The organism is Pseudomonas syringae (genome assembly GCF_000737245.1).
GTDB lineage: Bacteria > Pseudomonadota > Gammaproteobacteria > Pseudomonadales > Pseudomonadaceae > Aquipseudomonas > Aquipseudomonas syringae_J.
Map to the genome: position 1 here is coordinate 1 of NZ_JPQU01000036.1, position 12,413 is coordinate 12,413.

13 protein-coding genes are annotated in these 12,413 nt (G+C 58.9%); 7 read left to right on the forward strand and 6 right to left on the reverse strand.

Annotated features, from left to right (window positions below):
• Positions 1 to 227 precede the first annotated feature (227 nt).
• Positions 228 to 1,343, forward strand: coding sequence for a cell division protein ZapE (gene zapE / locus IV01_RS12205; RefSeq protein ID WP_032628837.1), 1,116 nt, complete (start codon positions 228 to 230; stop codon positions 1,341 to 1,343).
• Positions 1,344 to 1,355: 12 nt separating this feature from the next.
• Here the strand turns inward: zapE and rarD are convergent, their stop codons facing one another.
• Positions 1,356 to 2,231 (reverse strand): EamA family transporter RarD, encoded by an 876-nt coding sequence (gene rarD / locus IV01_RS12200; RefSeq protein WP_032628727.1) that lies wholly within the window; start codon positions 2,229 to 2,231, stop codon positions 1,356 to 1,358.
• 346 nt (positions 2,232 to 2,577) lie between these two features.
• Here rarD and IV01_RS12195 point away from each other — a divergent pair, with 346 nt between their 5' ends.
• Positions 2,578 to 3,729: an MFS transporter gene (locus IV01_RS12195; protein WP_032628728.1), complete on the forward strand. Its 1,152-nt coding sequence runs from the start codon at positions 2,578 to 2,580 to the stop codon at positions 3,727 to 3,729.
• On the opposite strand, the gene IV01_RS12190 is transcribed toward IV01_RS12195, so the two are convergent.
• Positions 3,726 to 4,589, reverse strand: coding sequence for a PhzF family phenazine biosynthesis protein (locus IV01_RS12190; protein ID WP_032628729.1), 864 nt, complete (start codon positions 4,587 to 4,589; stop codon positions 3,726 to 3,728). The two genes, IV01_RS12195 and IV01_RS12190, sit on opposite strands and share 4 nt — an antisense overlap.
• Before the next feature lie 73 nt (positions 4,590 to 4,662).
• Positions 4,663 to 5,100, reverse strand: a complete 438-nt coding sequence (locus IV01_RS0125100; RefSeq protein ID WP_050507592.1) for a multidrug/biocide efflux PACE transporter — start codon at positions 5,098 to 5,100, stop codon at positions 4,663 to 4,665.
• A gap of 254 nt (positions 5,101 to 5,354) precedes the next feature.
• Between IV01_RS0125100 and IV01_RS12180 the strand changes: the two genes are divergently transcribed.
• The 4 genes from IV01_RS12180 (at position 5,355) to IV01_RS26655 (ending at position 8,098) form a co-directional block, all read left to right on the forward strand.
• Positions 5,355 to 6,239, forward strand: coding sequence for a LysR family transcriptional regulator (locus tag IV01_RS12180; RefSeq protein WP_032628732.1), 885 nt, complete (start codon positions 5,355 to 5,357; stop codon positions 6,237 to 6,239).
• A 261-nt stretch (positions 6,240 to 6,500) separates the two neighbouring features.
• Entirely contained in the window at positions 6,501 to 7,220 is a 720-nt protein-coding gene (gene pcsA / locus IV01_RS12175) for a phosphatidylcholine synthase (RefSeq protein ID WP_032628734.1), read from the forward strand.
• Positions 7,221 to 7,426: 206 nt separating this feature from the next.
• Positions 7,427 to 7,822, forward strand: a complete 396-nt coding sequence (locus tag IV01_RS12170; protein ID WP_032628736.1) for a RidA family protein — start codon at positions 7,427 to 7,429, stop codon at positions 7,820 to 7,822.
• Between the two features lie 99 nt (positions 7,823 to 7,921).
• A complete protein-coding gene (locus IV01_RS26655) occupies positions 7,922 to 8,098 on the forward strand; it encodes a hypothetical protein (RefSeq protein ID WP_154232223.1) in 177 nt (58 codons plus the stop codon).
• 11 nt (positions 8,099 to 8,109) lie between these two features.
• On the opposite strand, the gene IV01_RS0125105 is transcribed toward IV01_RS26655, so the two are convergent.
• Both IV01_RS0125105 and IV01_RS12165 read right to left on the reverse strand, forming a co-directional pair.
• A complete protein-coding gene (locus IV01_RS0125105; RefSeq protein WP_195758787.1) occupies positions 8,110 to 9,129 on the reverse strand; it encodes an alpha/beta hydrolase in 1,020 nt (339 codons plus the stop codon).
• A 179-nt stretch (positions 9,130 to 9,308) separates the two neighbouring features.
• Entirely contained in the window at positions 9,309 to 10,178 is an 870-nt protein-coding gene (locus tag IV01_RS12165; RefSeq protein WP_032628737.1) for a LysR substrate-binding domain-containing protein, read from the reverse strand.
• A gap of 99 nt (positions 10,179 to 10,277) precedes the next feature.
• Here IV01_RS12165 and IV01_RS0125110 point away from each other — a divergent pair, with 99 nt between their 5' ends.
• Positions 10,278 to 11,198: a DMT family transporter gene (locus IV01_RS0125110; protein ID WP_080290304.1), complete on the forward strand. Its 921-nt coding sequence runs from the start codon at positions 10,278 to 10,280 to the stop codon at positions 11,196 to 11,198.
• A 144-nt stretch (positions 11,199 to 11,342) separates the two neighbouring features.
• On the opposite strand, the gene IV01_RS12160 is transcribed toward IV01_RS0125110, so the two are convergent.
• The gene (locus tag IV01_RS12160) at positions 11,343 to 12,284 is read right to left on the reverse strand and encodes a hypothetical protein (protein ID WP_032628738.1); all 942 of its coding nucleotides are present in this window, start codon (positions 12,282 to 12,284) and stop codon (positions 11,343 to 11,345) included.
• Positions 12,285 to 12,413 lie beyond the last annotated feature (129 nt).

The window sequence follows — 12,413 nt, forward strand, 5'->3', positions numbered from 1 at the left end:
ATATAGGCGGCGCGGTTTATCAGGGACACCGCGTAATAGTTCATCGCGGGCAAGCCTCGCTCCAACTGGTTCGGTGATCGCCAGTAGGAGCGCGCTTGCCCGCGATATAGGCGGCGCGGTTTATCAGGGACACCGCGTAATCGTTCATCGCGGGCAAGCACCGCTCCCACAGATTCTGCTGCTCATATATGCTTGCGCCCCTCACCAAACCGAGCGATGCCGTACTGATGAATTCCGTGTCCCCCTTGCAAGCCTACGAGCGCGCCCTCGACCAGTTGGGCTTCCAGCCGGACGCCGCGCAGTTGCAGGCCGTTCAACAGCTGCAAGCCTGCTGGCAGGCACTGAGCGAGCATCCGCAACGTGTGCAGGGCGTCTATTTGTGGGGGCCGGTAGGGCGGGGCAAAACCTGGTTGATGGACCGTTTTTACGAAAGCCTGAAGGTGCCTGCCCGGCGTCAGCATTTTCATCACTTCATGCGTTGGGTTCACAAGCGCATGTTCGAACTGATCGGCACGTCGAACCCGTTGAAGGTGGTCGCCCAGGAGTTGGGCCGCGACGTGCGGGTCATGTGTTTCGATGAGTTATTCGTCACCGACATCGGCGACGCGGTGATTCTCGGTGGGCTTTTGCAGGCGATGTTCGAAGCGGGGGTAGTGCTGGTCTGCACCTCCAATCAGCCTCCGGAGCAACTCTACAGCCATGGTCACAACCGTGAGCGATTCCTGCCCGCCATTGCCGCCATCCAGCGGTACATGCAAGTGGTTGCGGTGGACGGGGGTGAAGATCACCGCCTGCATCCGGGACTGCTGCATCAGCGTTATTTCGTTACTCAGGCCGGGCAACCCAACCCGCTGGCCGCGGTGTTTGACCATCTCAAAGGTGAGCAGTCAGTGACCACTGGCGCCGTGGCGGTGGGGCATCGGAGCATCAAAAGTGTGCAGTACAGCGAAACAGTCCTGTGGTGCCGTTACGCGGAGCTGTGCGAGCAACCCTTGGCGGCGATGGATTTCATCGAACTGTGCGACCGCTTTTCGGTGATCCTGCTCAGCGAAGTCCCGGCGCTCAGCGCTCCTCAGCGTGAAGGGCGGATTGCCCGTGGCACCGAAGATGCGGTCGAGCAGGTGGTGGCCGGTGATCGGGAGCTGCCGCAGCTTTCGCCCCATGACGATGGCGTTCGGCGGTTTATCGCTTTGGTGGATGAATGCTACGACCGTCGTGTGCCTTTATATGTCGAAGCGGCGGTGCCAATGCCTGAGTTGTACACTCAGGGTTACCTGTCGTTTGCGTTCCGCCGCACCTTAAGCCGATTGCAGGAAATGCAGTTGGAGCGCTTCATTCAGTAAGCGGGGCATTCATCAGGTGCGACGTTGCACCAGCACGTGTTTGCAGCCTTCGAAAACCAGCACTACCACCGCCAGCCAGATCGGCAGATATGTCGCCCATTCATCCCGGGCGATGCTCTCTCCCAGCAGCAGTGCCACGCCCACCAGCAGTATCGGCTCAACGTAGCTCAGCAGTCCGAACAGGCTGAACGGTAATAGGCGGCTGGCGAGGATGTAGCTGACCAACGCCGACGCACTGATCAGGCCCAGCACTGGAATCAGCAGGTATAACAGCGGAAATTGCTCGACCACCGCTGCGTTGCCGTTGACGATGAACCAGACGCTGATGGGTAGCATGAAGGTCATGTCGAACCACAGGCCGCCGAGGTTATCGATCGCCAGTTTGCGCCGCGCCACGAAATACAGCGGGTAGCCAATTGCGACCACCAGAGTTTCCCAGGCGAAGCTGCCCACCCGCAGCAATTCGTTGAACACGCCGACCATGGCGCAGAACGCCGCAATTTTTTGCAGTCGGGACAGACGCTCGCCGTAGACGATGCGCCCGGTAATGACCATGGTCAGCGGCAACAGAAAGTACCCCATGGACACCTCAAGGCTTCGGCCATGCAGCGGCGCCCACATGAACATCAGCAGCTGCACACCCAACAACAGCGAACACAGGGCAATGCCAAGGATCAAGGCTGGACTGTGGCGGATTCTGGTGGCGATTTTTCTGACCAGATGCCAGTCGCCGCTGAGCCACAGAAATACCGTCACACAAGGCACCGTGAGCAGCATGCGCCAGCCGAAAATCTCTTCACCGCTCAGGGGTTTGAGGAGCGAGGTATAGAAATACATCACTCCGAACAGCACGGAAGCCAGCACCGACAACACCACACCTTTATGCACAGCAGCCTCTGTCAGTCGTGGGCGATTATGGGGCGGCCCGGATCAGAATGGTGCGTAGTCTAGCTCGTTCCTGTCGATTAACGCGATCCACACGGATGTGACCCCCATTGTTGGCACGATGTCGTGGGACCGGCTTTAGCCGGGAAGAGGCCGTCTCGGTCACTGTTAATCGGTCGTCAAAACACCGCTTTCCCGGCTAAAGCCGGTCCCACGTCGCACTTCAGCTACGGGGTGCCTCGTCACTCCAATAAACGACGGCCATTCAACGTCATTTTGGTTCCCCGCCCGACTTTGCTAGTCTGCCCGGCTACCGGATCTTCTGATCCGTTGTATCCAAGGAGCCTGCATGACATCCATCAGCACCTCGGCATCGGTTGTGCCGAGCCGACTGGAGCAGTTTTCCACCCGGGTGGCCTTCTTCATTGCCGGCTTCAGCCTCGCCGCATGGGCGCCTCTGGTGCCTTATGCCAAGGCTCGGGTGGGCCTGGACGAGGGAACGCTGGGACTTTTGCTGCTTTGCCTGGGTGTCGGTTCGATCATCGCCATGCCCCTGGCGGGTGCGCTGGCAGCGCGTGTAGGGTGTCGGCGGGTGATATTGCTGTCCTCAGCAATCATTTGTCTGTGTTTGCCTTTGCTGGCCACGGTCTACAGCTTGCCGTTGCTGGTTGCCGTGCTGTTTATCTTCGGCGCGAGCATGGGCGCTCTGGACTGTGCGGTGAATGTGCAGGCGATCATCGTCGAGCGGGCCAGCGGCAAAACCATGATGTCCGGCTTTCACGGTCTGTTCAGCCTCGGCGGTATCGTTGGCGCTGCGGGAGTTGCGGGTTTATTGAGCCTCGGGGCGTCGCCGCTGATGGCGATGTTCGTGGTGGTAGCAATTGTCCTTTTTGCGCTGCTCAAGGCCGCTCCGCACTTTCTGACCTACGCCAGTGAAACAGACGGGCCGGCCTTTGCCGTGCCTCGGGGCGTGGTGCTGTTTCTGGGCTTGCTGTGCTTTACGGTTTTTCTGTCTGAAGGGGCGATGCTGGACTGGAGCGCGGTGTTCCTCAGCGAGCTGCGCGGCGTTGAAACTTCTTATGCCGGGCTGGGTTACGCAGTGTTCGCCTTTACCATGACGCTGGGCCGCTTGTTCGGCGACCCAGTGGTGCGCCGTGTCGGCCCGCGGCGTGTGGTTATTCTCGGCGGCCTGTGCGCGGCGGCCGGGCTGGCGCTGGCAACGCTCCTGCCAACCTGGCAAGCCGCACTGCTGGGTTACGCGCTGGTGGGCGCGGGCTGCTCGAATATCGTGCCGGTCTGCTACAGCGCTTTGGGCCGGCAGAAGAGCATGCCGGAAAACGTGGCGGTCCCTGCCTTGACCACTTTGGGCTATGCCGGGATTCTGATCGGTCCTGCCGCGATTGGCTTTATTGCCCACGCCAGCAGCCTGGAACTGGCGTTCATGGTCGTCGCCGTCATGTTGCTGGCCGTTGCGGCAGCGGGCACCCGGCTCAAGGTCTAGAGTTTGCGCGCCATGCCTGAGATACGGATCGAGCTGCCTTTTTGCTCCGTGCTGTTTTTTACCGTGCTGTTTTTTTCCGAGATATGCGCCCGCAACCGCGAACGACTGCCCATGTCCTCGCCTTGCACTATGTCGATGAGCCCGCCATGGGGCCATTCAAGATCCCCCAGGTAACCAGCGAATGCCGCAGTGGCTGCACCAGTGGCGGGGTCTTCATACACGCCGCCCCAGGCAAACGCATTGCGGGTATGAAACAACTGCAGGTTCTCGACATACACAAGCAGTACCGTGACCCAACCTTCCTGGGTCATCAATGCCTGGCCGGCCTGCTGGTCGTAATGCATTTCCTTGAGTTTTTCCCGGGTGTTCAATGTCAGCACCAGATGCTGGGCACCGCCGTTGATGACAGCTGGGGGAATCCGCGCATCCAGATCGTTGCGGGTATAGCCGAACAGCTCCAGCGCCTGCTCCAGCGCCGCCGGGTCCAGCGGGGAACTGTGGGTCGGCGGAGACTGCAACGCCGCAGAAATCAGCTCGCCCTGGGCATGACCTTCAACAGTAATCTGCGCCTGATTCAGGGTGAGGTTGAACACCCCGTCGCCAAAACGCCCGGCCAATGCGGCACCTAAAGCAATGGTGGCGTGGCCGCAGAAGGGCACTTCGGCCTGTGGAGAAAAATAACGTACCCGAAAACCACCGTCGATCGGCGCCGCAAACGCCGTCTCGGAAAATCCCACCTCGGCAGCAATACGCTGCATGGTCGGCTCGTTCGGCAACTGCTCCCCGATCCACACACCCGCCGGATTACCGCCCTGATCGCCGTCGCTGAAGGCGGCCAGCTTGAGAATGTCTGTTGTCATTTCGTTCAAACCTGAGTTGGAAAACCCCCCCCGATGTTCCTCGATTGCGCAGTGGTACTCCAACCAATAGTCGTTATGGGGAGGATCTGCAAATTTGATGGGTTAACCGTTCCCGCGCTTTGTCATACATCAGGTTAAAAACCAACGTATACGGCAGGAACAGCAGCAACAGGCCGATATCCAGCCAGAACGCTTCAAGCAGGCTGATCGACAACCACCAGGCAGCCAGGGGGACGATTACCAGAATCAGGCCGCCTTCAAAGAACAGTGCATGGCCGATCCGCGCGCCGATAGAAAGGTTGAAGCCCCACTTGCGGCGCAGGTTGTCGAACATCGCGTTGAAGAGCATGTTCCAGAGCATGGCCACGGTGGAGATCATCACGGTCATGGCGCCCATCTTGGCCAGCGAATGGCCCATCAGCCAGGCGAGTAAAGGGGCGAATAGCAGAACGCCGATGATTTCGAAGAGCAGCGCGTGGAAGGCGCGTTCTTTGATGGATTTGGTTGGCATGGTGTTGACCTTTTGTGCAGGTTTGCCGGAGCGATGCTGTGGTGGGAGCGAGGCTTGCCCGCGATAGGGTCTGAGGTTATGGACCTGCTATCCGCGGTGGCCTTATCGTCCGGATGCGGCCCAGACCAAGCCTCGCTCCACAGGTTCGGCGTTGCCGTCGCGTCCCGTATCAATGATGCTGAGGCGTGCATTCTCATCGGTCATTGCGTTAAAGTGAAAATTGTTTCCATCGGTAAAACCGATACGAGAATCCCATGAGTTATTCACCCGAAGCCCTTGAGGCATTTGCGCAGACGGTTGCTTCCGGCTCGTTCAGCGCGGCGGCACGACGTTTGGGCAAGAGTCAGTCGACGGTGAGCGAAGCCATTTCCCGTCTGGAAATCGATCTGGGCCTTGAGTTGTTTGATCGCTCTTCAAAACACCCGGTGCTGACCGAAGCGGGCAGGGCGATGCTGGGGCGGATCGAGGATGTGCTGGCGGCGTCAGATAAATTGCGTCGAGCCGCTGGCCGCCTGGCTGAGGGGATGGAGCCGCGCCTGACCCTGGTGTTGTCCGATGCCAATCAGTTTGCGGATTTTGAAACCCGTATGGCCGAGCTGGATGAACGCTTTCCCGAGCTGGAATTGGAGTGTGTGTTCGCTGAGCACGGCGATGCCATCAGTTTGATTCAATCCGGTCGCGCTTCTCTGGGGCTACTTTCTGCGCAGGCCAGTTATCCCCCGGAAGTCGGTTTCGCGACAATTGCCGAGCGTGCTGATTTCGGTTTGTTTGTTGCTCACAAGCATCCGCTGGCGCAGTTGCCCAAGGTGGACTATCAGCATCTGGCGGCCTGGCGTGCGTTGCGTCTGAACACCCTGGTGGACCAGAGCGTACCCACCGATGACTTGCCCATCAGCGGTCATCGACCCTGGTCCGCGCCCAATTATTTGCTGTTGATGGACATGGCCGGGTTCGGTTTTGGCTGGGCAGCGTTACCCCGCTGGCTGGTGTCGAACTATGCCAGTGGCAAGCTCAAGGAGTTGCAGGTGCCGGGCTGGCCGCGCAGCTCCGCCGTGGACGTGATCTGGTCTCGCCAGCGCAGCCTGGGCCCAGCCGGCGCCTGGCTATTGGAGACCTTCACCGGCCACCGTGGGGAATGACGTACAGCAAGCGCGCAGAAATCTTGAATCTGTTTGGTGGCTTAGCGTTCAGCCGAGCAGGCATTGCAAAGGACATTTTTTGCGAGCAGGGAAATTTCCTGCGTGGTTTTGTTTCTGAATCCTACAGATTCGCGAGATGATGGGCGCACTGGCAAAACCCTCACTCCGGGCGTTTGGTGAACCTTATCGTCCTATGGTCGGTCGATAGTGCGTTCAACCAGGTAGACACTGGTCCGCTTTATTCTTTGGAGAACCCCCCCTGTGATATCGACTCAACGCATGGCCTGGCTCAAAGCCTGGGGTGCCCATGGTTTTACCGCCACCGGCGTGGTCATTGCATTCATGGCAACTATTGCCTTGTTCGACGACTCACCCAAGGCCTGTCTGCTTTGGCTGGGGCTGGCGCTCGCGGTGGATGGGGTCGATGGCTCACTGGCGCGAAAATTCAATGTGCAGACGGTATTGCCGGGTTTTGATGGCTCGGTGCTGGACCTGGTGATCGACTACCTGACCTACGTGTTCATCCCGGCGCTGTTCATTTACAGCTACGTCGAACTGCCGCCATACACCCTGCTGTTGAGCACCGCGATCATCCTCATCTCGTCGTTGTTCTGCTTCTGCAACCTTGAGATGAAGAGTAAGGACAATTACTTCCAGGGTTTCCCGGCTGCCTGGAACGTCGTCGCGCTGTGTCTCTACATCATTCAGCCTTCCCCATGGCTGACGCTGCTGACCATCATTGGTCTGGCCCTGCTGACCCTGACCCGGATGAAATTCCTCCATCCGTTTCGCGTGCGCCGCTTCATGCCAATCAACATTGCCGTGACCACGGTCTGGCTGATCTGCAGCGCCTTGCTGATCATCAACCACCCTGACAATGGCCCGTTCGTGATGGGTTTGTGGCTGGCGATGTCGGCTTATTTTCTGGGGATTTGCCTGTGGCGCACGTCGCTGGAGTATTGGGGTAAGTGGCGGGCTTGAGCGAGCCGCAAGGCTTGGCGCTGATCACCTGAATTGGAATGGTATTTTTGTGGGAGCGAATTCATTCGCGAAGGGGCCCGACCGGATAACCGTCTGCGTCTGTACGGCCCTTTCGCGAATGAATTCGCTCACACAGGTTTTTGTTCACCTCGCGGCAACGTTGTGGCAATGAGCTCTGAACATCTTTAGCCGTCTGAGGACCACCCATGGCTGACCGCCAGATCATCATCCCCGCCTCAATGTCCAACATCGTCGAACGTGCCGGTTACGTTCCCGCCGTCAAAGTGGGCAGCACGGTCTACTGTGCAGGGCAGATCGGCCGCACACCGCAGCTCGAAGTGATCCACAATCCTGAGCAGCAGTTCATCGCCTGCTGGGAAAACCTGCGCATCGTGCTTGCCGAGGCTGGCTGCACCTTTGAAGATGTGGTTGAGATGACCACTTTCCACGTGGAAATGAGTCGGCACATGGACGTCTTCAGAGCCGTGAAGGACCGTCTGTTTCCACGCGGCACCTGCGCCTGGACGGCGATAGGGGTATCTGAGCTGGCGGTGTCGGGGTTGTTGCTGGAGATCAAGTGCGTGGCTGTTGTCCCGGATTAACGCTGTCGATCCAGCACCGCTGATCCAGAAGCATCGAACTCCCGCTTGTGTACTCCCTCAAAACAGGGTCATTCCTTAAATGATCCTGTGAGGCAAATCATGAGCACATCCCCCGTAGACAGCCAGGCAGCACAATCTCCCGGCCCGCATCCCAGCCCTTCCGAGTCCGATGGCAAGTCCACTTCCGACAATGATGTTCGGGAGGCGGATATCAACGAAGTCGAGCCTGATGATCCGGACGTGTCTGGTGATGATGCTTCGCAAAAGCTGAGCTGATCTGCGTCAGCTCAGCCCCGGCCGCAGCAGGTTTCGGGTCGACCGGTCAGCTGTTGCCAAGCCGTCAGCCCGGAGAAGGTGGCGGTTTGCTTATCGGCCGACGGTTTGCTCGTTAGCGCGTGAGCGGATGACGTCGTGGATTTGAGCAGAGCATCAATGGCCTGGCTGTAAGCCTGTTTGCCCAGGCTCATGCTGTTGTTGTGATTGCCACCCGGCACCAGCAGCAGGTTCTTCGGCTCCTGTGCGGCGGCAAACAGTTCCTCGCTGAAGCGCGGGGGCACGAAACCGTCAGCTGTGCCGTGGACGATCAAGACGGGCATGTGGATCTCGGCGATCTTGTCGATGGAATCGAATTTCTGCGACAACAGCCAGCGAACCGGTAGTGAGGTGTAGCGATCCGCGACGGCTGTGGCGACGTCTGCCAATGTGGTGAACGTGGACTCGATGATCAGCCCGCGAGCTTGAGCCGGTTCGTCGTTGCTCTGGCTGTCACGGCCCAGCTCCGCCGCCAGGTCGATTGCCACGGCGCCGCCCAGTGAGTGACCGTAAATAACCCTTCGGGTCGGGTCTGGTTGCAGGACTTTCAGGCGCTCCCAAGCGACCCTCGCGTCTTCATAGACGGTAGCTTCCGAGGGCAGGGCCCCCTTACTCTGGCCAAAGCCGCGATAGTCGATGGCCAGCACCGAGAAGCCCAACGCATGCAACTGCTCGATGCGAAACAACTGGCCGGTCAGGTTCCAGCGCGAGCCATGCAGGTAAAGAATGGCTGGGGCGTCTTTGCGGTTTGCGGGCCACCACCAGGCATGAATGTTTTGCGCCAGGCCAAAATCTGAGGCCTTGAGCTCCAGCTCCTGCACGTCGGCAGGCAAACCGCTGTACCAGCTGGCGGTGCCGGGCTCGATACGAAACACCAGTTCGCGTTCCGTGTGCTGCAGCACGGAGCAACCCACCGGCAAGCCGACGATCACCACGAACATAAAGGTCCAGGTCAACCAGCGAGCTTTGAAGCGAGCCAGAGAAAATACGGCCATTTACTTGGTTTCCCCAACTGGAAAGCGAAAGGCTGCCTGTCACGACGTTGTCATGATACCCATTGATGGCTCAGTTACAGCGCATTGCGCGCGCAGTTGGTCAGAAAAAGGCGGTAATGGCTGTGATAGAGCGGTTCGGCTTGCCTTTTCGCAACGTTGATCGGCTATCGCGTTTGATGTCACAGCTGTTTGAAATGATCCCCGATCAGCCGGATAAGGATCTCGCAGGCGGCACTGGGCTCCCCTGCTGCCTTGACCAGATGCAGCTCATGCAGGGGTAGCGCGGGCAGACCGTCGTCGGCGTCGAGAATGCGCATCTGCGAGCTGACGCGCCCGCGATCAATGATGCCGATGGCCATGCCAGCGCAAATAGTGGTTTCGAGGGCGCTGACGCCTGCGGTCATGACCACCGTGCGCCAGGCTCGGCCTACCGTGGTCAGCGCATCAATGGCAACGCCGCGATAAGGGCAGCCTTTACCATGCAATGCGAGGGGGACGGGTTTGTTCGGCGTCAGTTGGTAACCCACCGCTGCGACCCAGACCGGCTCGGTGGTGCCAAAGGTTCGAAGGGGCGGATCGGTTATTCGGGCGCCGGCAACCTCCACCAGAAATGCAAGATCCAGCCGGCCGCGCAGCAGGCGCTCGTTGAGTCGCCCGCTGGAGCCGGTTTCGATTTCCAGCTCTATCTGCGGGTATGCGCTGTTGAGCGGACCCAGAATACTTTGCAGTAGGGCCCCGGCGTACTCCTCGGAAATACCCAGTCGGGCCCGGCCGCTGACCGCCGGGGTAATGAACCCGGCCAGCATCCGGTCATGCATCTGCAATAACTCAGCGCTCTGTAACGCAAAGCGCCGTCCCAGCGGCGTCAGGATCACAGCCTGATTGTCCCTCTCCAGCAGCCGCCCTCCCGCGATATCTTCCAGCCGCCGAATATGCAGGCTCACCGCTGACGGGCTGCGATTGAGGTAGGTAGACGCCGCGAGAAATTGCTCGAAACGCACCACAGCTTGAAAAGTGCGCAACAGGTCGATGTCCAGCGTTGAGTTCATGGTTGATAAATCCTGCATCAGTGGTGCTGATCTTTTCGTTTGATTGAACTACCGGGTCATTCATACCATCAAGTTCATGCTGCATAACAGAGGTGTCAGATGAATGGGGAACAGGTCGAATCGATAGCGCGGGCACAGCCGCTCACCAGGTCAACCCTCTGGACCAGCGGTTTGCTGCTGGGGCTAATGGTGCTGAGTTGGAGTTCGGGCTTCATCGGTTATCGCTACGCCTCGGAGCACAGTGGCGTGATGGTGGTGACTTTCTGGCGCTTTGTGGCGGCGATGTTGCTGCTGTTGCCGCTGGTTGCTCGGACACTGCGGCAGGTGAGTGGGGCTGATATACGCCGCCATCTGCTGGTGGGACTGCTTGGCATTGCCGGATATATCGCCGCCATCGCGGGCTCCATCGGGTTGGGTGTCGCCCCTGGCACCAGTGCACTGATCGCCAACCTGTTACCGGTGACCATTGTGTTCTCGGCGGGCCTGGTCCCCGGCCAACGGACCCGTGGCGGCCAATGGTGGGGCGTCGCCTTGTGTGCGGCGGGGATGTTGATAGCCAGCGGTGCCAGCGTTGAGTTTTCCAAAGCGTCTGTCTGGGCCTATAGCTTGCCAGTGCTTGCAGTGGCTTTTCTAACGGCGGCGACCCTCTATCAGAAGCGCTGCGTATCCCGACCTGTGCCAGCGCTGACAGCGTTATTCATTCAGATCTGCGCGGCCTTGCCGGTGTTCGCTGTGTTGGCGGTGCTGGAAGGCAGTATCAAGCCGGTGATGTCCGCCGGGTTTGCTATCGGAATCGTGTGGCTGGTGGTGTTTTCCACCCTGGGCGGGTACGGCTTCTACTGGCTGTGCCTGCAACGCTTCAATGTGCAGAGCACCAGTGGCGCGTTGTTTCTGATTCCACCGGTCACCATGATCTGGGCATCACTTCAGTTTGGTGACCCGCTGAGCATGACCGCGTTGATGGGTGTGGTGTTGACGCTGCTGGGGTTGCCGCTTCTGCGCCGACGTGATCGGGCATGAAAAAGCCGCCTTCTCGTGGGAGAGGGCGGCTTGGTCTTGATCAGTTGCAGGTGATCAATGCATGAACAGCGCGATCAAGATAATGATCGGGATCGGCACGCCGAGGAACAATAGAAGTAATGAGCGCATTGTAGTTCTCCTGGCTTATCGAGCCGTTGTTGTAGTGGTGGTGTAAGGACGTGCTTCAAGGTAGGTGACAGCGTCACGACGGCGACCGCCGAAGACTGCAGCCAGGCTGGCAAAGAACGCACCGCAGAGCAGGGCAACGAAGGTCCAGAGTGCAGTCATGGCTGCGACTTTGGCGGCGGTTTCAGCAGCGTTTTTCGCAGCCAGCTTGGCGTCTTCATAAGACTGACGAGCCTGGCCATAGACTTGATCAACGCGACGCTCAGCATCGGCCTGGCTCAAATTGGTACGTTGAGCGATCAATTGAGCGAGGTAGGTACGGTCTTCTGCACTCAACTGACCGCCGTTGTTGATGGTTCGGGCGAAGATGCGCACTACCACGGCGTGGGCTGCGTCATCGCTGACCGCCGCTGGGCGGTCATCGCGAAACAGGCTGTCCACAAAATAGCCGTAGTCCTGTCCGCTGGCGTTGCTGTTACTGGCAGCACTACCGGCCACTTGGGTCGCCGCACTGGCAGCACCGGAAGCCATGCTAGCGCCTGCTTTCACACCGCCACCGACAATGTTGCTGACCGAACCCACGATAAGCAACGCTGCGACGAGCGTGGCGACCGCCCAGGACAGGAAGCCATGGGCTGTGTCACGGAAATACACTTCATCCCCATGCAGATTGGCCCACTTCACTCGCAGTCTGCCGGCGATATAGCCGCCCAGACCGGAAGCAATGATTTGCGTGAATGCCAGCCATACCACCGTCGAGATGCCGATAGCCTTGGCGCTCATACCACTATCTTCCCAAGGCGAGATGGCGGAAAAGCCGAGGCCGGCGCCAAGCAATAGCAGGATTAAAGACAGCGCAGCGGCGCCAGCGGCACCGGCAAAGATTGCACCCCAGGAAACTCCTGAGTGGTTGGTGGATTCTTGCGCGGCAGTTGGGTAAGTGTCGGGGGATGAAATCATTATTTTTCTACTCCGTGAATAAAGTTGTTACATCTCACGGGGGTCATTGCAGCCGTTGTGCCAAATATCATGATTTTAAATAAACCAATTAAATCAGTCAGTTATAGAAAGTATTTGATAATTCAGTCA

Excerpts from the sequence above, each read along its gene's own strand:
- IV01_RS12165 (WP_032628737.1), bottom strand. The coding sequence starts at position 10,178 with ATGAACTCAACGCTGGACATCGACCTGTTGCGCACTTTTCAAGCTGTG.
- IV01_RS0125100 (WP_050507592.1), bottom strand. The coding sequence starts at position 5,100 with ATGCCAACCAAATCCATCAAAGAACGCGCCTTCCACGCGCTGCTCTTC.
- IV01_RS12190 (WP_032628729.1), bottom strand. The coding sequence starts at position 4,589 with ATGACAACAGACATTCTCAAGCTGGCCGCCTTCAGCGACGGCGATCAG.
- IV01_RS12195 (WP_032628728.1), top strand. The coding sequence starts at position 2,578 with ATGACATCCATCAGCACCTCGGCATCGGTTGTGCCGAGCCGACTGGAG.
- zapE (WP_032628837.1), top strand. The coding sequence starts at position 228 with ATGAATTCCGTGTCCCCCTTGCAAGCCTACGAGCGCGCCCTCGACCAG.
- IV01_RS0125110 (WP_080290304.1), top strand. The coding sequence starts at position 10,278 with ATGAATGGGGAACAGGTCGAATCGATAGCGCGGGCACAGCCGCTCACC.
- IV01_RS12180 (WP_032628732.1), top strand. The coding sequence starts at position 5,355 with ATGAGTTATTCACCCGAAGCCCTTGAGGCATTTGCGCAGACGGTTGCT.
- IV01_RS12160 (WP_032628738.1), bottom strand. The coding sequence starts at position 12,284 with ATGATTTCATCCCCCGACACTTACCCAACTGCCGCGCAAGAATCCACC.
- IV01_RS0125105 (WP_195758787.1), bottom strand. The coding sequence starts at position 9,129 with ATGGCCGTATTTTCTCTGGCTCGCTTCAAAGCTCGCTGGTTGACCTGG.
- IV01_RS12170 (WP_032628736.1), top strand. The coding sequence starts at position 7,427 with ATGGCTGACCGCCAGATCATCATCCCCGCCTCAATGTCCAACATCGTC.
- IV01_RS26655 (WP_154232223.1), top strand. The coding sequence starts at position 7,922 with ATGAGCACATCCCCCGTAGACAGCCAGGCAGCACAATCTCCCGGCCCG.